Source organism: Campylobacter concisus (assembly GCF_003049705.1).
In the GTDB taxonomy this organism is placed as follows: Bacteria; Campylobacterota; Campylobacteria; order Campylobacterales; family Campylobacteraceae; genus Campylobacter_A; species Campylobacter_A concisus_AR.
Map to the genome: position 1 here is coordinate 89,749 of NZ_PIRF01000006.1, position 19,659 is coordinate 109,407.

General features: G+C 39.1%; 22 protein-coding genes. 13 read left to right on the plus strand and 9 right to left on the minus strand.

The genetic code is table 11. From position 1 onward, the window contains the following. The first annotated feature begins 119 nt into the window (after window positions 1-119). Window positions 120-971, plus strand: coding sequence for a hypothetical protein (locus tag CVT05_RS07430; protein WP_107698336.1), 852 nt, complete (start codon window positions 120-122; stop codon window positions 969-971). A gap of 20 nt (window positions 972-991) precedes the next feature. Here CVT05_RS07430 and CVT05_RS07435 read toward each other — a convergent pair whose 3' ends face one another. After that, window positions 992-1,951, minus strand: coding sequence for an SLAC1 anion channel family protein (locus CVT05_RS07435; protein ID WP_107698337.1), 960 nt, complete (start codon window positions 1,949-1,951; stop codon window positions 992-994). Between the two features lie 83 nt (window positions 1,952-2,034). On the opposite strand from CVT05_RS07435, the gene CVT05_RS07440 reads away from it, so the two are divergent. From CVT05_RS07440 to glyS, 12 genes are all read left to right on the plus strand, one after another. Beyond that, window positions 2,035-2,679, plus strand: coding sequence for a Crp/Fnr family transcriptional regulator (locus CVT05_RS07440; RefSeq protein WP_107698338.1), 645 nt, complete (start codon window positions 2,035-2,037; stop codon window positions 2,677-2,679). A gap of 84 nt (window positions 2,680-2,763) precedes the next feature. Beyond that, window positions 2,764-4,101, plus strand: a complete 1,338-nt coding sequence (locus CVT05_RS07445; RefSeq protein WP_107698339.1) for an NAD(P)/FAD-dependent oxidoreductase — start codon at window positions 2,764-2,766, stop codon at window positions 4,099-4,101. Window positions 4,102-4,111: 10 nt separating this feature from the next. Continuing rightward, window positions 4,112-4,273: a DUF2892 domain-containing protein gene (locus CVT05_RS07450; protein ID WP_021091464.1), complete on the plus strand. Its 162-nt coding sequence runs from the start codon at window positions 4,112-4,114 to the stop codon at window positions 4,271-4,273. Window positions 4,274-4,277: 4 nt separating this feature from the next. Next, window positions 4,278-4,460 carry a DUF2892 domain-containing protein gene (locus tag CVT05_RS07455; RefSeq protein WP_103628693.1) on the plus strand — a complete coding sequence of 61 codons (183 nt, stop codon included), beginning with the start codon at window positions 4,278-4,280 and terminating at the stop codon, window positions 4,458-4,460. Between the two features lie 128 nt (window positions 4,461-4,588). Further along, window positions 4,589-5,074: a 3-isopropylmalate dehydratase small subunit gene (locus tag CVT05_RS07460; RefSeq protein ID WP_107698340.1), complete on the plus strand. Its 486-nt coding sequence runs from the start codon at window positions 4,589-4,591 to the stop codon at window positions 5,072-5,074. Between the two features lie 3 nt (window positions 5,075-5,077). Further along, on the plus strand, window positions 5,078-6,145 hold the full coding sequence (gene leuB / locus CVT05_RS07465) for a 3-isopropylmalate dehydrogenase (RefSeq protein WP_107698341.1): 1,068 nt from the start codon (window positions 5,078-5,080) through the stop codon (window positions 6,143-6,145). Next, a complete protein-coding gene (locus tag CVT05_RS07470; protein ID WP_107698342.1) occupies window positions 6,142-6,387 on the plus strand; it encodes a hypothetical protein in 246 nt (81 codons plus the stop codon). Before leuB ends, CVT05_RS07470 begins: the two co-directional genes overlap by 4 nt. Then, window positions 6,369-6,800, plus strand: coding sequence for a CiaD-like domain-containing protein (locus tag CVT05_RS07475; RefSeq protein ID WP_199906745.1), 432 nt, complete (start codon window positions 6,369-6,371; stop codon window positions 6,798-6,800). Before CVT05_RS07470 ends, CVT05_RS07475 begins: the two co-directional genes overlap by 19 nt. Then, a complete protein-coding gene (locus CVT05_RS07480; RefSeq protein ID WP_107698344.1) occupies window positions 6,760-7,947 on the plus strand; it encodes a CCA tRNA nucleotidyltransferase in 1,188 nt (395 codons plus the stop codon). Before CVT05_RS07475 ends, CVT05_RS07480 begins: the two co-directional genes overlap by 41 nt. A 74-nt stretch (window positions 7,948-8,021) precedes the next feature. Continuing rightward, window positions 8,022-8,501 carry a tRNA (cytidine(34)-2'-O)-methyltransferase gene (locus CVT05_RS07485; RefSeq protein ID WP_072594657.1) on the plus strand — a complete coding sequence of 160 codons (480 nt, stop codon included), beginning with the start codon at window positions 8,022-8,024 and terminating at the stop codon, window positions 8,499-8,501. Then, window positions 8,498-9,901, plus strand: coding sequence for an endonuclease/exonuclease/phosphatase family protein (locus CVT05_RS07490; RefSeq protein ID WP_107698345.1), 1,404 nt, complete (start codon window positions 8,498-8,500; stop codon window positions 9,899-9,901). The genes CVT05_RS07485 and CVT05_RS07490 overlap by 4 nt, the downstream gene beginning before the upstream one ends. A gap of 152 nt (window positions 9,902-10,053) precedes the next feature. Next, window positions 10,054-12,072, plus strand: coding sequence for a glycine--tRNA ligase subunit beta (gene glyS / locus CVT05_RS07495; protein ID WP_107698346.1), 2,019 nt, complete (start codon window positions 10,054-10,056; stop codon window positions 12,070-12,072). A 45-nt stretch (window positions 12,073-12,117) separates the two neighbouring features. Here the strand turns inward: glyS and CVT05_RS09645 are convergent, their stop codons facing one another. The 8 genes from CVT05_RS09645 to alaS form a co-directional block, all read right to left on the minus strand. Then, the gene (locus CVT05_RS09645) at window positions 12,118-12,486 is read right to left on the minus strand and encodes a sulfatase-like hydrolase/transferase (RefSeq protein WP_265094350.1); all 369 of its coding nucleotides are present in this window, start codon (window positions 12,484-12,486) and stop codon (window positions 12,118-12,120) included. Next, window positions 12,414-12,986, minus strand: a complete 573-nt coding sequence (locus CVT05_RS09560) for a sulfatase-like hydrolase/transferase (RefSeq protein ID WP_265094351.1) — start codon at window positions 12,984-12,986, stop codon at window positions 12,414-12,416. Before CVT05_RS09560 ends, CVT05_RS09645 begins: the two co-directional genes overlap by 73 nt. Window positions 12,987-13,055: 69 nt before the next feature. Next, window positions 13,056-13,688: a phosphoethanolamine transferase domain-containing protein gene (locus tag CVT05_RS09565; protein ID WP_234400579.1), complete on the minus strand. Its 633-nt coding sequence runs from the start codon at window positions 13,686-13,688 to the stop codon at window positions 13,056-13,058. Between the two features lie 76 nt (window positions 13,689-13,764). Continuing rightward, window positions 13,765-14,052: a ComEA family DNA-binding protein gene (locus CVT05_RS07505; RefSeq protein ID WP_107698347.1), complete on the minus strand. Its 288-nt coding sequence runs from the start codon at window positions 14,050-14,052 to the stop codon at window positions 13,765-13,767. A 9-nt stretch (window positions 14,053-14,061) separates the two neighbouring features. Further along, the gene (locus CVT05_RS07510) at window positions 14,062-15,990 is read right to left on the minus strand and encodes a transglycosylase domain-containing protein (RefSeq protein WP_084042053.1); all 1,929 of its coding nucleotides are present in this window, start codon (window positions 15,988-15,990) and stop codon (window positions 14,062-14,064) included. Continuing rightward, the gene (gene maf / locus CVT05_RS07515) at window positions 15,987-16,529 is read right to left on the minus strand and encodes a septum formation inhibitor Maf (protein WP_107698348.1); all 543 of its coding nucleotides are present in this window, start codon (window positions 16,527-16,529) and stop codon (window positions 15,987-15,989) included. The genes CVT05_RS07510 and maf overlap by 4 nt, the downstream gene beginning before the upstream one ends. Then, the gene (locus CVT05_RS07520) at window positions 16,526-17,026 is read right to left on the minus strand and encodes a 3-isopropylmalate dehydratase (protein ID WP_084042051.1); all 501 of its coding nucleotides are present in this window, start codon (window positions 17,024-17,026) and stop codon (window positions 16,526-16,528) included. Before CVT05_RS07520 ends, maf begins: the two co-directional genes overlap by 4 nt. Continuing rightward, entirely contained in the window at window positions 17,023-19,581 is a 2,559-nt protein-coding gene (alaS, locus tag CVT05_RS07525; protein ID WP_107698349.1) for an alanine--tRNA ligase, read from the minus strand. The genes CVT05_RS07520 and alaS overlap by 4 nt, the downstream gene beginning before the upstream one ends. Window positions 19,582-19,659 lie beyond the last annotated feature (78 nt).

Here is a 19,659-nt window from a genome sequence, read left to right on the forward strand (position 1 = left end):
GCGCGGGTTTAAACTCGTAAAAGCTAGGATTTTACCGGTATTGTCGCTTTTGGGGCTAAATTATGCGAAATTTTAACCTAAACTAATCTAGGCTTTGCGTGATTTAAAAAAGGATAAAAATGAAAATTTTAAAGGCTATTTTAGCGGCGGCATCGGCGGTTTGCTATCTAAACTCGGCCGTTTTGCCTGAAAGCGACTGGAGCAAAAGAGAGCTAAAAGGCGAGGTAAAAAGCATGACGGCTACGGAGTATGAATACTCTACGGACGGCTCCGGGACGCTAGAAAATACGCGCGTAAAGCGAACGGAGTTTAACGAAAACGGCTATATAGTGCAAGAAACCGAGCATATAAACGGCGTACCGAACAGCTCGGTTTTGTTTGAGTACGGCAAAGACGGGCTAGTGCGCAAAAAATATCAAGATAGCGCCGTTTATCTCTACGAATACGAATTTGACGGCGAAAATTTAGTCGCGACGGCCAAAGAGCAGCATGTGGAGGATAAATTTTACCCACGCACGGAGAAAACCACTTACGGCAAGGACGGCAAAATGATCGCTCGGGCGGCGTATTCGGGCGGGACGCTAGTGACAGACGATAGCTACGTCTACGACGAAAAGGGCGTTTTAACGCGGATAGAAAATAATATGGAGCCGCGCCACGGTATAGAGATAAGCTTCGAGCGCAAGCCAAACGGCGAATACGAAAAAATCACGCAAGCCCCGGGCTCAAAATGGGTTTATTACTACGCCGCAAACGGCGACGAGATGGAGTATACGTCGGTGAATTACTTCGGCTCTGAGGCAAAAATCTGGCAAATCTTGCAGTTTAAAGGCATAACGAGGGACGAGCGGGGAAATTTGACGCATAAAACCTCGGTCAAATTTAAGCCCGCGGACAAATACTACGAAAACGGCGACATAACGGAAATCGGCCTATATAAAAAGCTAGAAATCAGCTACAAATACTACTAAAGTAAATTTTTGAGCTAAGGTTATTTTTCTGAAAAAATTTCGCCGTTTATTATAGATTTAACCGTTAAAAATCCGACTATCAAAATCGAAGCGACTAGAGCCGCAAAAGCGCCGACTCCTAAAACTAAGTAAAAATCGCTTTGAGTAATTTCGTAAGCTTTTAAAAACGCTATGGAGCTAGCAGCCGTCGGGAAGGTAAAAGCCCACCACGATAGGGCGAATTTGAGTTTAATAAATCTTTTATACGAAAAAAGTATAAGCGCCGCGAAAAATACGTTTATATTAAGTAGTATCGCCGCAAAAGCGTCGAATTGCTCGGTTAATTTTACGTATCCCAAAAACGCCATAGCCGGCGGCGCTAGCGTAATGACTAGCGTCGGGACGAATTTGTCGGCTAGCTTATCGTAAAAGACTAACCTATAAAATATAACGGCGAATAAAATAATCCAAAAAAATAACCCCAAACTAAAATAATACCAGATCGCTTGAGATTTTTCGGCTATGATCGGGATTAGCAAGTTGCCCACTACCGGGATAAACCATGCTGGATTTAGCATCATGATATCGAATTTTTCGTCGATCCAAAAAGAAATTACGTAAAGCGTAAAAATCGTTTGCAAGCCTAAAGCCGCGTAAAAAAGCGAGTAGTATAGTTGCGGCGCGTCTTTGTAAGCTAGAGCTAAAAGAAAAAGCGAAATGATAAATCCGCCGAAAAAATTTATCTTTATAGGGTGCGAAAATTCGGCCTTTACTTCTTCTTTAAATTTTAAAAGCTTAAAGAGGTAAAACGCCGAAAGTAGGCAAAATACCGTGCAGTCTAGCGCTCTAAGCGCCGAGAATATCTCATCCGGTAAATCAAATATCTCGCTTAATTTCTTATAAGCCGCGCAAAGCCCTCCAAGCCCCATAGTACCGGCAAAAAGCATAATCGGAAGCGATTTTATTTTGCTTTGCGGGTCGTTTTTCTTAACGTCGTGCATTGTTTTTCTTTTCGTATTAAATTTTTATGCAATATTACCTATAATAAGGTTAAATTTTTGTAACGAAGTCACGAAAGGGCAAAATGCTAAGCGAAGAGTTAAAAGAAATTTTGCGCGAGAGGTTTACGAATAATTTCGATCTAGCAAGCGAGGATCTAAATGCGATCTTTGCTAACGCGTATCTAAAAACCGTAAAAAAGGGCGAAATATTTTACTCCGGAAACGATTGCTTTGGATTTATCCTTATACTAAAAGGCGTTTTAAGGGCGTTCGTGTCGTCTAGCGCAAAGGAAATAACGATATTTAGGCTAACTAAAGACGAGAGTTGCGTGCTGTGCGATACGTGTTCTATAAATTCGCTAGAAAATAAAGTAAGCATCGAAATCGAGCAAGATAGCGAAATCATCGTTATTCCGGCGCGAATTTACAAACCTCTTAAAGAAAAATATCCGAGCATTTTAAATTTTACTCTAAAAATCGTAGCCGATCGATTTGCCAGAACGATAAACGTTATGGAGCAGGCTTTGTTTTCGCCGCTTTCGGCGCGGATTATGAATTTTTTATCCCAAAGCATCGAAAATCTAAACGAAAATTTTATAAAAATAACGCACGAAGAGCTGGCGAATCATCTAGGAAGCGCTAGAGAAGCGATATCTAGGGTGCTAAAAGAGCTTGAGAGAAGCGGGCAAATAACGCAAAGCCGCGGCGAAATAAGGCTTGTTTCTTAAAATTCTCGTTTTAAGGTAACTTTGTTACGGATAGGGCGGCCTTTTTTAGGTAGCATTTCATAAACTCGTTTAAAAGGAGAATTTATGAAAGGACTGCAAAGAAGAGACGCTTTAAAGCTAATGGGGGCCGCTGGACTAGCCGCGAGTATGAGCGGTTGCTCGGTAATAGGCGGCGAAAACGACGATATAAATTCTAAAATCGTCATAATGGGCGCAGGACTTAGCGGTATCGCGTTGGCGGCTAAACTTAGAAGAGATATGCCTAACGCCAAGGTAATTCTCGTGGATAAAGACGAGAAATTTTACTACCAGCCGGGCTTTACGCTAATCGCCGTCGGAATTTACGAAGCTAGCGACGTCGTTTACGAAAAAGCGGATTATATCCCGCAAGGAACCGAGTGGATACGCAAAAACGTATCGGAGATAAAGCCCGAAGCCAATCTACTCGTCCTAGACGACGGGAGCGAGCTGGGGTATGATTATCTAATCGTAGCAAGCGGCGTGGAATACGACTTTGAAGCCGTTAAGGGGCTAAGCTTAGAGGATATTAACGATACTAGCGGCAACATATCCTCCGTCTATACTCTACAAGGCGCCGTAAAGAGCAACGAGTTGATGAAAAAATTCTCTCAAAACGGCGGCGCGGCGGTGTTTTGCGATCAAAAAACCCCGATGAAATGCAGCGGCGCTAATAAAAAAGTAACTTGCATGAGCGAAGATAGACTGAGGTTGGCCGGCAACCGCGATAAAGGCAGCGTTAATCTTTACGTCGGCGGCGGCAAGCTTTTCGGCGATCCGACTTATGCCGCGGCGATGACTCAAATAATGATAAAAAGAAAGATAAATTTTAATCTCCGCCATCAAATCGTAGCCGTCGATAAAAGCTCAAATACCGCTACTTTCGAGTTTTGGACGGCATACAGGCAAAACGGCGAAGATAAAATCGCATCCGAGCTAATCGACGTAAAATACGACTGGCTTCACTTGCCGCCTAAGCAAAAAGGAAGCGAAATTTTAGCTCGCGCCGGCCTAACTAAAGAGGGCGACAAGCTAAATTTCCTAGCCGTCGATAAATATAGCCTACAAAGTACAAAATTTAAAAATATATTCGGTATCGGCGATATTTGCGGATTTGCGGCCGGCAAAACAGGGGCTAGCGTTAGGAAAATGTATCCGATCTTAGCTAAAAATTTAGCCGATACGATAAAAGGACGAGAACCCAGCGAGAAATTTACAGGATATACGGCTTGCCCTTTTATCACCAAATACGGCAAGGCCATAATGGTAGAGTTTGACTGGGAGGGAACGGCTCCGACGTTAGAGTGCTTCGGCGCTACCAGAGAGAGCTATATGAGTTGGCTGGTTAAAATTTACGGATTTAAACCTATGGTTATGAACGGAATGCTAAAAGCTTTGGCTTAAAGGAGATAAAATGAGCGTTTTAGATAAAACTATACGTTTGATTATAGCGGCGATTTGGTTTTTTATTTTCGGATTTATTTGCGACTGCTGGTTGTGGACGGTCGGGCTAATTCCGCTTTTAACGGGATATTACGGCTACTGCCCACTTTATAAAATTTTTAAGAAAAGGTAAAAATATGGTAAGCGTGAAAAGTAGAATTATTAGGGTCGTACTAGGGCTAGTTTTTATGGTGGCAGTTTGGTATTTTTACGAGAGCTACTGGGCGTTAATCGGCCTAATTCCAATTATTGTCGGCGTTACCGGATTTTGCCCAGCGTGTAAATTCTTAGGTAGGTGTTCTTTAAATTTAAAAAGATAAAAGGGGCATTAAACGCCCTTTGCCTTGCCCTTTAGCTGTTTAAATCGAAGACTTTATTTGCGATTTGATGAATTATTTAGTTACTTTTGGCTAAAATCAGCTCAAATTTACATAACAAAAGGTTAAAGATGAAAGAAGGCAAGGTTTGGAAATTTGGCGATAATATCGATACTGATATCATCATCGCTGCTAGATACTTAAACACCTCCGACGAAAATATCTTGGCAAAGCATATTATGGAAGATGCTGATCCTAATTTTAGTACCAAAATAGACAAAGGCGACATCATCGTGGCAGGCGAAAATTTTGGCTGTGGTAGCTCTCGTGAGCACGCTCCTATCGCACTTAAAGCTGCTGGCATTGGCGCGGTGATAGCTAAAAGCTACGCGAGAATATTTTATAGAAATAGCTTTAACACAGGACTTTTGATACTTGAGATTAAAGAAACGGACGAGATAAACGCTGGCGATAAGCTAAAAATAGATGTTGATAACGGCGTGATCGTAAATTTAACCAGTGGCAAAGAGTATAAATTTAGCCCTATACCGCCTTTTATGCAAGAGCTTTTAAACGCCGGCGGACTTATAGAATACGCAAAAGTAAAGTTGGATTAAATAATGAGAGAATATAAAATTTGTGTTATAAAAGGCGATGGCATCGGCCCTGAGATCATAGATGAGGCGATAAAAATTTTAGATGTCGTTAGCGCTGAGTTTGGGATAAAATTTGAGTACGACTATAAGCTTATGGGTGGCTCCGCATATGATGTATTTGGTGTGCCTTTGCCAGATGAGACGTTAAGCGCTGCTCTAAGCTCTGATGCTGTGCTTTTTGGAGCGATCGGCGGCGAGAAATGGGACAATTTGCCAAGACATCTAAGACCAGAGAGCGGACTTTTAAAGATTAGAAAAGAGCTAGAAGCTTATGCAAATTTACGCCCAGCTATCGTTTTTGATGAGCTTGTGGATGCTAGCACGCTAAAGCCAGATGTTTTAAGAGGCGTTGATTTTGTCGTGGTTCGTGAGCTAACAGGCGGACTTTATTTTGGACAGCCACGTGAAAAAGGTGAAGATAGAGCGTTTAATACTATGGTTTATTCTAAAATGGAGATCGAGCGCATCGCAAAGATCGCTTTTGAAACAGCAATGCTTCGCAATAAAAAGGTCTGCATGGTCGATAAGGCAAATGTGCTTGAGACTAGCCAACTTTGGCGTGAGGTAACCAGTGAGGTCGCGAAAAACTATCCTGAAGTAGAGCTTAGCTTTATGTATGTGGATAACGCGGCGATGCAGCTAGTAAGAGCCCCAGCAAATTTTGACGTCATCCTTACTGAAAATTTATTTGGCGATATTTTAAGCGACGAGGCGAGCATGGTTTGTGGCTCGATAGGGCTACTTCCAAGTGCAAGTATGGGTGGTAAAGTTGGAATTTACGAGCCGATACACGGTTCAGCACCAGATATCGCAGGGCAGGGTATAGCAAATCCAATAGCTACCATTTTAAGTGCAGCAATGATGCTAAGATACGCATTTGGTGAGAGCGAGGCAGCAGACGCGATAGAAAATGCCGTAAAAACAGCGCTTGCAAAGGGATATAGAACAAAAGATATCGCCGCTTTTAACGCAGTCGAGATCTGCTCAACAAGCGAGATAGGCGACGTGATAGCGGGATTTATCAAAAAATGAAAAACACAATCACTGAAGCACTCATCTACGAAGCTCAAGGACTAAAAGATGATGCACTTGAAATTTACAAGAACATCTTAAAACAAGATCCATCAAACAAAGATGCTCTTAGCGCGATCAATCGTTTAAGCGGACTAAGAAAAGAGCGCGTGATAAAAAATGAGCAGATGAAAGAGTTTTTTATAGCGATGAAAAGTGACGAAGAGATAAATGAATTTAAAAGGTGGTTGATAAGATTATGAAGCTTGATGATATCGCTAGAATGGCAATTAGTGAGGTTAGCGCCGAGCTTGAGAAAATAGAAGCACTGCAAAACAAAAAGCAAGAAGAGCTCGAGCGAGAGAATTTAAAAAAAGAGCTTTTATCCATAGAGACTAATGAAAATGCACTAAATAACGAGCTAAAAGTTGAGACAAATTTACAAAATGAGCAAGCGTTTGAGGTAAAAGAGGAGCCAGCAAGTCTAACAAAAAGTAGAGAGGTGAGCGAAGAGAAAATTTTCTTAGCAAACCTTGCTGAACGCATAGAAGTGCTTTTTGAAGGGCTTAAACAAACTCCCGAGCAAAATCTTGCTTCAAGGCTTGAGCTAACGACAAAATTTTTAGAATTTACCCTTGCAAATATCGAAAATAGACTCCAAAATCTCTCAAAATAAGCCATTAGATGGCTCAAAAAATGAGATAAAAATCAAAAATGAAATTTATAAAAATAGCGAGCTAGACTTTTTTAGATCGCTATTTGCTTCATTTACTTCACGTGTCTATCTAGTTGGTGGCTGCGTGAGAGATGCGTTCTTGGGGCGAGAAATTTACGATTATGACATCGAAGTTTATGACATTGAGCCTTTAAAATTTAATGAGCTAATGGCTAGCATAGGCGCTAGCGGTGTTGGTAAAAGCTACTTCATTTACAAATACAAAAACTACGATCTTGGTCTGCCACGAAGCGAGAGCAAAACCGGAAATTCGCACAAAGACTTTGCCATAAGCTACATAAATGATCCAAGCCTTGCAAGTCTAAGGCGTGATTTTACAGTAAATGCTATGATGATGAACATCTTTAACGGTGAAATTTTAGACTTTCATGGCGGCAAAAAGGACCTTGAAAGCAAAACACTAAGACACATCGATAGTGAGAAATTTAAAGAAGATCCGCTAAGGGTGCTACGTGGCGTGCAGTTTAGCGCTAGGCTTGGCTTTAGTATAGCTGACGAGACGCTAGAGCTTATGAAAACGCTTGATCTAGCGCATCTAAGCAGAGATAGGATAAATACTGAGCTTATTAAATTTTTTCGCGCAAAGTATCTAGAAAAAGGAGCTTACTATCTTTTTGAGCTTGGACTTTTTAAAGAAATTTTTGGTATGCAAATTTCTATGGACGATGGGTTTTTAAGTGATCTTAAGAGTGCTAGAGAATTTGTGGATGATGAGAGGCTATTTTTGTATCTTTTGTTTGGCAAATTTGAGCTTGACGCAAATGAAATTTTAGAGAAAATGCGTCTGCCAAAGAGCTACTTTTCTATCTTAAAGCAGCCTTATTTTAAGTACATGCCAATCGATAAAGAGCTAATGCAAATAGCTCTAAATATGCCCATAAAATCATGGCTTGGAGCTTATAATAAAGAGCGGATAGAGCGTGCCAAGAAGCTTGGAATTTATGAGGTAAAATTTGATGCGAAGGTTGATGTAGCGGAAATTTTATCAGCTGGTTTTAAAAACGAAGAGATCGCAAAAGAGATAAAACGTAGGCAAGAGCTTGAAATTTCAAAATATCTAAGCGAGCGTAAGCCTAGAAAAGATTAGTCTTTAAAACTCTTAAAAGCCCATTTTGGCTAAAATAGGCTAGTTTATAACACTTTTTAAGGCAAAGAAAGCTTATGTTTAACATAGTCCTAGTCCATCCTCAGATACCGCAAAATACTGGAGCTATCGGTAGAATGTGCGTTAATGCAAATTTAAAGCTACATATCGTTAAACCCACCGTGTTTGATTTGAGTGAAAAGGCTGTTAGACGAGCAGGGCTTGACTACTGGAAAATTTTAAATCCAAAAATTTGGGATAGTTTGGAAGAATTTTTAGAAGCGAACTTGAGTCACAAGGATAGATTTTTCTTCGCTACCACAAAGACAAATAGGCTTTACTACGAGGCTAGGTTTAAGCCAGGAGATTTTATATTTTTTGGTGGCGAGAGTACTGGGCTGCCAAGAGAATTTATGGATATAAATTTTAAAAATGCCATAACCATACCAATGGGAAAAGAGGGCAGGAGCTTAAATTTAGCTATGAGTGCTGGCATTATCGCGTATGAGGCGATCAGGCAAAATATCACTGAATTTGACTTTAGGAGTGAAATTTGAGAGTAGTTTTTGCTTTGTTTTTTACCATTTTGGTGGCATTTGCGAGTGAAATTAGCATCGCAACTTATAATGTGCAAAATTTATTTGATTGCAAAGATGATGGTAGCGAGTATCTTGATTTTAAAGTAGGCGTATCAAAATGGGACTGCGAGGCGGCTGATTCAAAACTACAAAGGACAAGACAAGTCATAAATGCACTAAATACTGACATTATCGCACTTCAAGAGATCGAAAATGAGCAGGTTTTAAAAGCTTTGGTAAGTGATAGTGAGTATAAATTTATAAGCTTTACAAAGGAGAAAAATTCGCCTGTTGGGCTTGGGCTTATTTCAAAGTTGCAGCCAAGTGGTAGTGAAATTTTTAAAGTTCCAAACGTAAAGACGAGAAATATTTTAAAGGTTATTTTTGAGGTAGAAGGTAAGAAATTTAGCATATTTGTAAATCACTTTCCAACTTATAAAAATGGCATAAATATGCAAAAAAAGGCTGAAAAAACGTTAAGAACGGCTCTAGGTAAAGAGAAAAATGCAATTATTTTGGGTGATTTTAACTCGCCCTTTGGACAAAAATCCATCCTAAATGACATCATTGCAACGAGAAATTTTTATGATCTTTATAAAGAGCTTGAGCCAAAAGATAGATATTCTCACGCAGTACATGGCAAAAAAAGAGCGATCGATCATGTTTTGCTTTCGCCTAGTTTTATGGAAAATGGCGATCTAAGCTATGTTGGTGGCAGCTTTGAAGTCTTTAAACCAAGCTTTGCAGTCGATGAAAAAGGCTTTGCAAAGAGCGACCTTTACTCAGATCACTTTGCGTTAAAGTTTAAAATTTCAACTGATCCAAGTCCAATAAAAAAGGGCTTTGTGAGTAAAATTTTTAAAAAAGATGAAAACAAAGCCAATAAAAAAATAAGCGAACAAAGCTATAAGACGGCTGATGTGGATACGCTTTTTGATCACCCAGAGGCAGTGCCAGCAGTGATTGAAAAAGCGGTTGTTATCTTAAAAGATAAGCATGGCTTCATTATCTCGAAAAATCACCGTGGAATTTATGTTTATGATCCTAAAAATAGCGTTACTGTAGGCGAAGAGCTAGATGTTTTAGTGAGGCGAATGAAAATTTATAAAGATGCGCTTGAAGTTAGCTCTTATGAGATCATAAATGAGCATGGCACAAAAGATATTAGCGAAAATTTACTAGATGCATCGCAATTAAGCGAAGCTAGAAGTGGCGATGTCTTTGCTAAAATTTCTGGTAGACTAGAGAGGGGCTATCTGCATACACCATACGGTAAGATCAGGGTTTATAGTAAGAAAAAACTAAAAGATGGCGAGTATAGTTTTGAAAATGCGAGAGTTAAAATTTACAAGAGAGAAAACCAAATCGTTGTGGAGTAGAGAGTGCAAATTTTAGATATTTTTATGATTACGGCGTTTGTTTTATTTCTTATTTTTATGATAAGAGGCGTCATTTTGCAGTCACAGGAGAAGGAGAGGGCAAGAAAAATGGTAAGAGAAAAAAGAGAAAATTTTAATAAAAAGAGTGAAATATGAAAGAGTTATTATTAGAAATTGGAGTTGAGGAGCTTCCAGCGATACCGTTTTTAAGGGAGCTGCCAAATATCAATGCTAAATGGCAGGCTGTGCTTGAAAAATATAATCTTGTAAGTCCTTTTAAATTTTATTATACGCCGCGTCGTTTGGTTTTTTTTCATGAGAAATTTCCACAATCTCAGCCTGACAGCGTAGCTAGCTTTATCGGTGCGCCAAAGCAAGTGGCACTAAAAGACGGAGCATTTACAAAGGCAGCACTCAGCTTTGCAAATAAATGCGGCATAGATGATAGTGAGCTTAAATTTAAAGAGATAGACGGCAAAGAGGTGCTTTACTACGAAAAAGAGGTAAAAGGCGAGCCGGTTGCTAAGATAATGGGAGACATGGTTGAAGAGTTTTTAAAGAGTCTTAACTTTGGCAAGTCTATGCGTTGGGGCAACGGAGAGTTCGAGTTTATCCGCCCGATAAGATCGTTTTTGTGTTTGCTTGGTGATGAGGCCATAAAATTTAATAAATTTGGCGTAGAGAGCAGTGATTCAACCTATCCACATAGAAGCATTAGCTATGACAAGATAAAAATTTCAAACATAAAAGAGTATTTTGAAGGCTCAAAGAGCCGTGGTGTCGTGCTTGAAGCGGATGAGAGAGAAAAAATAATCCTTGATGAGTTTGAAAAAATTAGCCAAAAAAGTGGGCTAAAGATCGAAATCGATAAAGACTTGTTAGCTGAAGTCGTGGCGATCACCGAGTATCCGACAGCACTTCTTGGCTCATTTGAAGAGGAATTTTTGGAGGTGCCAAGCGAGGTCATCATCACTTCTATGAAAGAAAATCAGCGCTACTTCCCAGTCTTTAAAGATGGCAAGCTAGCAAACGGCTTTGTAGTCGTAAGTAACGCCATCACAAAAGATTACTCGCTCATCATTAAGGGCAACGAAAAGGTGCTAAGGGCAAGGCTAAGTGATGCGATGTTCTTTTGGCAAAGCGACCTAGCGCACGAATTTGGCCCAGAAAAACTAAAAAATATAACTTATCTAAAAGAGCTTGGAAGTATCTACGAAAAAGAGCTTAGGGAGCTACAAGTGGCTAAAAAGCTTGCTAGCAACTATGACGAGCTACTCAAAAAAGAAGCTGGCGAGTACGCGGCTAAGCTGGAGCGAGCTGTGATGTTAAGTAAGGCTGATCTTACAACACAGATGGTTTATGAGTTTACCGAGCTTCAAGGTATCATGGGCGCTTACTATGCAAAGGCTAAAAACGAGGATAAAGACGTCGTTTTAGCCATAAAAGAGCAGTATTTGCCAGACGGCGAGGAGGCACAGTGCCCAAGTAAGGTCTTTAGCTCAGTTGTAGCGCTTTCAAATAAGCTTGATACGCTAATGGGGCTATTTAGTATCGGCAAAATCCCAAGTGGCACCAAAGACCCATACGCTCTAAGACGTGCGGCAAATGGCGTGATAAAGATCATTTTGGCGCATAATTTGAAATTTAACGTAAAAGAAATTCTAGAAGATATCGCAAAAGATTATAAGAAATTTGACGTTGAAGTACTAATAAATTTTATCCTTGATAGGCTCTACACCTTCTTTGATGCAAACGCTTCTATCGTAAAAGCGTGCATAAAAAGTGGGGAAAAGGACATCTTGGAGTTAACTAAGATGATAGAGGCACTTGCTAAAATTTCTAGCGAGCCAAACTTTAGAGAGAATTTCTCTACATTTAAACGCCTTGCAAATATCATAAAAGATGATAAATTTAGTAAGGTTGATGAGGGTCTCTTTGAGATAGATGCTGAAAAAGCCTTAAATGACGCATTTAAAGCGGTCGATAAGAGCCTTGTATACGAGCCAAGGCTAAAGGCGCTATTTGCTCTAAAACCTCAAATAGATGAGTTTTTTGACAAAGTTATGATAAACGTTGAAAACGAGAAAGTGCGAAACAACCGCATCGCGGTCATCGGTCAAATTTATAGTGAGATACTAAAAGTAGCTGATATAAAAGAGATCAGCTTTTAAATTTACGCCAGCTTCAGGCTCTTGCCTAGGCTGGCTTTAAATTTACTACCTAAAGATATCAAATTCTGGCTCATAAGCCTTAGTTTTTATTCCAAAATATCCAAGAACTGAGCTAAATATAAAATCATGCGAAAGACTTTCATTTTTTCTAATTTTTAGCCTTTTTAAAAGTTCTCTATCGCTTGAAAAGACGATGGCTGGGATGTGTTTTTGCTCATCTGGGGCGATGGAGTAAGGCAGACCATGTAAATATATGCCGTTTTCGCCTAGGCTCTCTCCGTGATCTGAGAAAAAGAACATGGTAACTTTAAATTCATCTTTTCTTGCTTCAAGGGCGTTTATTAGCTCGCTTTGTAGATAGTCCTCATATAAAATGGTGTTGTCGTAAGTTTTGCTATCTCTTCTGGTGTACATTTGTTTAGCTCGGCAGTGTCGCATGTTGGGGTAAATTCTTTAAATTTGCTTGGGTAGCCTTTGTAGTAGATAGGGCCGTGCGAGCCTTGCAGATGTAGCACGATAAAGGTGGTGGAATTTGCATCTTCGATGACCTTTTTTGCTTCATTAAATATCACTTCGTCAAAGCCTTCTGCTCGATGATCTGAAGTATGGTTTTGATCAAGATTATCACAAACGCCCTTGCAACCGCCGCTATTGTTGCCAAAAAAGTATGTTTTTATGCCAAGTTTATTGATGATATCAACTAAATTTTCACTAGCTTTTGCTTCGCGGTTGCTAAAATTTTCTCGCTTTAAGTCTGAAAATAGGCAAGGCACGCTAGTCTCCGTGGCTGTTCCACATGAGTAGAAATTTATAAAACTTACCACACCTTTTTGTTTAGTAAATTTATTCGTATTATTTTTGGCGTAGCCATTTAGTGAGTAGTTTCTGCTTCTTTGCGTCTCGCCAACTATCAAAACTAAAATTTTCTTTTTATCATTAGCTAGTACCGCATCATCTGCTACATAAGTAAAAGGTAGTGGTTTTTATGTGATCGATTTTACTAGTTTTATAGCCGAGTAGATGGGATAGTATGGGAGCAATGCGGTCCTTAAATTCGAATGCTCTCTAAAAAATGGTATAAAAATTTTAGACGTTAATGAAAATATGATAGCTATCGCAACTATAGAAAATGAGATAATTTTTGCTCTTAATTTAAGCTCATTTTTGAAACTATCATAGTTAATTTTTACAAATAATACATATACGCAAGGTAAGATGGTTGTAAAAATTATCCAAAAAACTAAACCTGTGCTAAAGTAACTAAAAGCTTCTTTGGTATCGGTATGTAGGACGTTTAATAACATATCTTTATCTATAATAACACCATATGCTTGCATAAAGTAAGCAGATATGCCACTTGCTAAAATCAAAATAATCGCAACTGGCTTTAGCGAAAAAGGCAAAAATAAAATACAAAAAATACTAGTGAAAACCAAGATAAAGACAATTGCAAATATAAGAAAAAAGAATATGGAAAAAGAGAGTTGATTATTTTGTAGAAAGCCTGAAAAAACGCCCTTGTATAAAAATATATAATTTATAAAAAATATGTAAGCAGTAAATAAAATCAGAAATTTTAAAAAACTGATATTTTTAAATTTATTAATATTTAGCATCTTTTCAGCCTTTGTAAAAAGCCATAATAATAGGACTCAAATGTAAATGGCTAGAAAATTTAAATAAAAAATAAGATTATTTTTTCTTGCCTTTGGAGTTTTTTGCTTCAGTTTTTTTGACTTTTGCATTCTCTTTTATGCTAAGTTTTTCTTTAACTTTTTGCATATCGTTAAAACCAATACCTTGGACTCTTTCAAGCTCATCGATACTTTTAAATTTATGGGCTTTTCTGTATTTTATAATGTTTAACGCTTGGCCTTTGCTTAGCCCAAGCTTCATCAACTCATTTTTGCTGGCTGTATTTAGATTAGCGCCATATGCAATACTTGCGACTACTAAACAAAGTAAAATTTTAATCCTCATCTTATCTTCCTAGAATAATAATCCATCATTTTCTTGATCTTGTATGATGTCATTTGCTGGCATATTTTGAGGTAGTGGTGAGTCGTTTGTGTAGTATTCGTCACTGCCACCATAATAGCCTTTATAAACACCGTCTGGCTGCTCAAATGCACGTCTTAAAGTAGGATAAAGCTTAATGTAGCCTTCCATAAATTTCTTAAACACAGGTGCGGCTGTTCTACCACCGCCTTCAATCTTTTTCATAGGACTATTGTCGTCATTTCCGTACCAGATTATTGCTTCGATATCAGGTGAGTAACCACAAAACCAAGCATCGATGTTATTATTTGTTGTGCCGGTTTTGCCTGCTATTTGGATGCCGTTTATTTTAGCGTTGCGTCCAGTGCCGTTATTTACGACATTTTGAAGAAGTGTCGTCATCAAAAATGCTTGTTCTGGTTTTAGCACTTGCTTTCTTTGTGGTTCATAGTCCATCGAAGCCCCAAAGCTATTTTCTATATGCTTAATAAGTGTTGGCTCAACCATCTCGCCCTCATTTGGGAACATTGAGTAAAATTTTGCAAAATCAAGTGGTGAAATCCCAAAACTTCCAAGTGCGATAGATAAATTTTCTGGGATATCGTTAAAGCCCATATCAGTAAGCTGTTTACGAACCGAGCTAAGGCCAAGATCGTTTAGCAAATTTATGGTTGCGAGGTTACGAGACTGAGTTATGGCTGATTTTATAGTGATATAGCCTTGAAAACCGCCACTATAGTTCTTTGGTGTCCACTCTTTGCCATTTCCCATATCAAATGTCCTAGCGATATCAGCCACTTGAGAAACGACTGAGTAGCCGCTATCAAGTGCTATTTGATAGATAAATGGCTTAAAGCTAGATCCTGGCTGACGCTTGCTTTGAGTGGCACGGTTATAACTGCTTTTTGCGTAGTCAATACCGCCAATTAGTGCCAAAATTTGACCACTTTGTGGATGAGTGACTACTATAGCTCCATTTAGAATTTCTGCATTTGCTTTTTTATCGCGCTTTAAAATTTCATTGTAGCCATAGACTAGAGCTTCTTGAGCGATCTTTTGGACATTTAGATCAACTGTGCTTTGTATTTTATAGCCACCAGTTTTTATATCGTCAAATTTCTTTGAAGCCTCTTTTATTATCTCATCGACTACGTAAGGAGCTTTATTTCTTGTGAGTGTATCGTCAAAGACTGCTGGCTCTTCAAGCACACCCTTGCGGTACTCATCCTCATTTATCCAGCCGATACTATACATTCTCTCAAGTACTCTATTTGCACGGCTAAGCGACAAGTCAAGGTGCTTTGTAGGATCATAGGTACTTGGAGCCTTTGGCAGGCCAACTAGCATGGCGACCTCTTTTATGCTTAGCTCATTTAGCTCTTTTCTAAAATATCCCTCAGCTGCCGTTTTTATGCCGTAGTAGCCATGTCCAAAATAGACGTGATTTAGGTATCTTTCGATGATATCTTCTTTGCTAAGCTCGCTTTCAAGCTTCATGGCAAGCACGATTTCTTTTATCTTTCTTGTAAATTTCTTCTCACGGCTTAGAGCCAAATTTTTAATGAGCTGTTGTGTTAGTGTTGAAGCTCCCTCGACTAGTTTTCTAGCTTTGATATCTTTTATGGCAGCCCTTGCCATGGCTTCTACGTTTATGCCACCATGCTCAAAGTAGCTCGTATCTTCGATAGCTACGAGCGCTTCGATGACACGCGGCGGGATGTCGTTATACTTTACGTAAATTCTATTTTCTTCAAAGATATTTGCGATGAGTTCGTTGTTTCTATCAAAAATTTGCGTTGTAAGCTTTGGTTTATAATCAATAATAGCGTAAGCATCAAATCTAACTTGCGAATAAAAATATAAAAATGCTCCACCAAGCGAAATGGCAACTATAAAGATAAATGCCAAAATATATTTCATAAAAATGCCTTTAATATTTTTAAATTTAGTCCCATGGCCGTGCTGGTTTCGCCGTGTTGGGAGGTGATATATTTTTTATTAAAATTTTCTATCGTCATGGCTCCAGCCTTGCCTTGCCACTCATTATTTTTTATGTATTCATTAAGGTCATGCTCGTCAAATTTTTTAAATTTATACGTAGTTTTACTTACGTTTATAAGCTCAAATTCGCCTAAAAATATCATCGCCGTATAGACGCTGCATTCGTTACCGCTTTGTAAATTTAGCATGGCAATCGCTTCTTTTTCATCCTTTGCTTTACCTAAAATTTTATCTCCACACGCTACACAGCTATCTGTAAAGAGCAAATTTTTAAGACCCATGTTTTCTTTTAAAAATTGCTCTTTTTTAGCTTTTACGACATTTTGGACATAAATTTCAGGCTTTACATTTTTTTCTATCTTGCTCTCGTCAAACTGGAAAGAAATTTGAGTGAAATTTATACCAGCATCTTTTAATAAATTTGCCCTTGTTGGCGAGCTTGAAGCGAGTATTATCATAAAAATACCTTATAGCTTATGCCAAGATAAATGGCTGCTAGAGAAGCTAATAAATTTAGCGGTGTGAAGTAATAAATTATAACGATCAAACTTTCGTTTAGCTCGATCATTTCATGCGATCTTAGTGCTTTTAAGGCCTTTTTGTATCTATAAAATATATAGCTTAAATTTAATAGCAAAAATAGTTCTATTGCACATTTTGTTGCTACCATTGCACTTGCCATAGGATTTGTCAAATTTGCATCATAAAATCCAAAAATTATAACCACACTTGTCGCTATCACGCAAAGGATTAGTATGAAAATCGCAATGCCAAAGCGTCTTATAATGTGAAGTAAGATGTGATAGCGTTCCTTGTCTTCAAATTTATTTTTTATAAAGTAACTTCCAACAAGCACAAGACCGGCTTGTAGCCCCACAAAAAGAGCTACAAAGCACACATGCAAAAATAGTACAACTTGGTCAAATTTTATAAAAGCTATATCGTAATGACTCATTTTTCTAAGGCTTGCCTTGCGTACTCAAGTGAGTCTTTTATCGCATCTTCTATCATTGATGCATCTTTGCCACCGGCTGTTGCAAAGTCATCTTTGCCACCGCCATTGCCACCTAGGATTTGCGCTGCAAATTTTACCCAAGCACCTGCCTTTAAAGGAGCGTTTTTAACGCCAGCTGCAAGAGAAATTTTGCCACTCTCATCGGCTTGGATTAGCAAAATAGCAGCACTTTCATGCTCATTTTTAAACTCATCTATCAAAGTTTTTATATCTCCACCATCTACGCTTGTGACGCAAAGCTTGGTTTTATTTATATCTAAATAGACTAGCTCATGAGAATTTTTAGCATTTTTTAGTTTGTCTTTTAAAACTCTTAGTTCATTTTTTAGCTTTTTGACCGCATTTAGTGGCTCGGTGCTCTTTAACTCATCTTTTAGCTCATCAAGCTCAGCTCTAAATGATTTTGCTAAATTTAGCGCAGCCCTTGAGCAAACGGCCTCTATACGCCTAACGCCAGCACTTACGCCACTCTCTTTTGTGATGAAAAACGATCCGATCTCGTCTATATTTTTCACGTGTGTGCCACCGCAAAGCTCTTTGCTGACGTCGCCAAAGCTAACGACTCTTACATTATCAGCGTATTTTTCATTAAATAGTGCGATAGCTCCACTATTTTTAGCATCTTCAAGTTTCATAAGTTCTGTTTTTGAGTTAGCACCATTTAGTATCCACTCATTTACCAAATTTTCGACCTTTGAAATTTCTTCGCTAGTAAGTGCTTTTGGATGTGAGAAGTCAAACCTTAGCCTATCTGCCTCGACGTTTGAGCCAGCTTGAGCGATATGTGTGCCAAGTACGTTTCTAAGAGCTGCATGAAGTAAGTGTGTGGCGCTGTGATGACGTGCGATCTGGGCTCTATCGCTGCCAACTTCAAGTTCTACTTCATCGCCAACTTTTAGCGGTGCGCTAGTTTTTACTAAAGATAAATTTAGTCCATGAAATTTTTGTGTATCAAGTACATTTGCTTTACCAATTATCTTACCGCTATCGCCGCACTGACCGCCACTTTGAGCGTAAAATGGAGTGACATCAAACATCACCCAGCCCTCTTTGCCAGCATCTAAGCTATCTACATTTTTAAATTCTTCATCAAGCAGGGCTAGAATTTTACTTTTACTTTTAAGCTCTTCATAGCCTATAAATTTATTCTCGCCAAATTTCTCAAGAAGCTCTTTAAAATCGCCCTTCGCACTCTTATCGCCACTGCCTTTCCAAGCAGCTTTTGCACGTGCTTTTTGCTCACTCATAAGCTCATCAAACCTTGCCTCATCGACTTTTAAGCCCTTTTCTCTAAGCATATCAGCTGTTAGGTCAAGTGGGAAGCCAAATGTGTCATAAAGCTTAAACGCAGCCTCTCCGCTAAAAATTTCTTTTGTATTTTTAAGCTCGCTCTCAAATAGCTCTAAGCCACTAGCGATTGTCGCTAGAAATCTCTCTTCTTCAAGCTTGATCTGCTCTTTTACAGCCGCTTTTTTCTCATTTAGATAGGTGTAGTGCTCTCCCATTAGCTCGCAAACTTTATCGACAAGCTTATACATAAATGGCTCTTTTATGCCTAGCAAGTATCCATGGCGGATCGCACGGCGTAAGATGCGGCGAAGCACGTAGCCACGACCTTCTTTATCAAATGTCGTGCCCTGAGCTAGCAAAAATGTGACTGAGCGGATGTGATCGCTTATGACGCGGTAGCTAGCGCCACTTTCATAGACGTATGGCTTGCCGCAAAGCTTTGCTACTTCGCTTATGAGCGGCATAAAAAGTGTGCTGTCGTAGTTGCTAAATTTACCTTGCAAGATAGCAGTAACGCGCTCTAGCCCCATGCCAGTATCGATGCTTGGCTTTGGTAGTGGGCTTAGCTTGCCATCTGCGCTTCTTTCATACTGCATGAAAACAAGGTTCCATATCTCTAAAAACCTATCTCCATCGCCGCCCATGTAATCTTCTGGTGTGTTAAAATGTTCAGCGCCTTGATCGTAAAAAATTTCACTGCAAGGGCCGCATGGTCCAGTGTCGCCCATCTGCCAGAAGTTATCATGATCGCCAAAGCGGTAAATTCTCTCTTTTGCGATGTGAGTGCTCCAAATTTCAAACGCCTCATCGTCGCTTTCGTGAACGGTTACATAAAGCTTATCTTTTGGTAGTTTTAGCACCTCTGTGACAAATTCCCAAGCGTAAGCGATCGCCTCTTTTTTGAAGTATTCGCCAAAGCTAAAGTTGCCAAGCATCTCAAAAAATGTGTGGTGGCGCGCTGTGTAGCCGACGTTATCAAGGTCGTTGTGCTTGCCTCCAGCTCTTATGCAGGTCTGACAGCTGGTACGGATAGGTGGTGTTGGGCGTGGCACTTCGCCTGTGAAAATGCTCTTAAATGGCACCATGCCAGCATTTGTGAAAAGTAGTGTTGCATCGTTTGGCACGAGTGGCGCAGAAGCTACGACTTCGTGACCTTTTGATTTAAAAAAATCAAGATATGCCTTTCTTATATCTAAATTTTGCATTTTTATCCTCGTTAGTTTTAAATTTTGCTCGATTTTAGCTAAAAATCGTTTGTAAATTTATAAAAAAATACAAAATTA

Bases quoted from the DNA above. Each gene is read 5' to 3' on its own strand.
- CVT05_RS07520 (WP_084042051.1), bottom strand. From the start codon at position 17,026: ATGAGTCATTACGATATAGCTTTTATAAAATTTGACCAAGTTGTACTA.
- alaS (WP_107698349.1), bottom strand. From the start codon at position 19,581: ATGCAAAATTTAGATATAAGAAAGGCATATCTTGATTTTTTTAAATCA.
- glyS (WP_107698346.1), top strand. From the start codon at position 10,054: ATGAAAGAGTTATTATTAGAAATTGGAGTTGAGGAGCTTCCAGCGATA.
- maf (WP_107698348.1), bottom strand. From the start codon at position 16,529: ATGATAATACTCGCTTCAAGCTCGCCAACAAGGGCAAATTTATTAAAA.
- CVT05_RS07510 (WP_084042053.1), bottom strand. From the start codon at position 15,990: ATGAAATATATTTTGGCATTTATCTTTATAGTTGCCATTTCGCTTGGT.
- leuB (WP_107698341.1), top strand. From the start codon at position 5,078: ATGAGAGAATATAAAATTTGTGTTATAAAAGGCGATGGCATCGGCCCT.
- CVT05_RS07485 (WP_072594657.1), top strand. From the start codon at position 8,022: ATGTTTAACATAGTCCTAGTCCATCCTCAGATACCGCAAAATACTGGA.
- CVT05_RS07430 (WP_107698336.1), top strand. From the start codon at position 120: ATGAAAATTTTAAAGGCTATTTTAGCGGCGGCATCGGCGGTTTGCTAT.
- CVT05_RS07505 (WP_107698347.1), bottom strand. From the start codon at position 14,052: ATGAGGATTAAAATTTTACTTTGTTTAGTAGTCGCAAGTATTGCATAT.
- CVT05_RS07460 (WP_107698340.1), top strand. From the start codon at position 4,589: ATGAAAGAAGGCAAGGTTTGGAAATTTGGCGATAATATCGATACTGAT.
- CVT05_RS09565 (WP_234400579.1), bottom strand. From the start codon at position 13,688: ATGCTAAATATTAATAAATTTAAAAATATCAGTTTTTTAAAATTTCTG.
- CVT05_RS09645 (WP_265094350.1), bottom strand. From the start codon at position 12,486: ATGTACACCAGAAGAGATAGCAAAACTTACGACAACACCATTTTATAT.
- CVT05_RS07470 (WP_107698342.1), top strand. From the start codon at position 6,142: ATGAAAAACACAATCACTGAAGCACTCATCTACGAAGCTCAAGGACTA.
- CVT05_RS07455 (WP_103628693.1), top strand. From the start codon at position 4,278: ATGGTAAGCGTGAAAAGTAGAATTATTAGGGTCGTACTAGGGCTAGTT.
- CVT05_RS07440 (WP_107698338.1), top strand. From the start codon at position 2,035: ATGCTAAGCGAAGAGTTAAAAGAAATTTTGCGCGAGAGGTTTACGAAT.
- CVT05_RS07435 (WP_107698337.1), bottom strand. From the start codon at position 1,951: ATGCACGACGTTAAGAAAAACGACCCGCAAAGCAAAATAAAATCGCTT.
- CVT05_RS07450 (WP_021091464.1), top strand. From the start codon at position 4,112: ATGAGCGTTTTAGATAAAACTATACGTTTGATTATAGCGGCGATTTGG.
- CVT05_RS07445 (WP_107698339.1), top strand. From the start codon at position 2,764: ATGAAAGGACTGCAAAGAAGAGACGCTTTAAAGCTAATGGGGGCCGCT.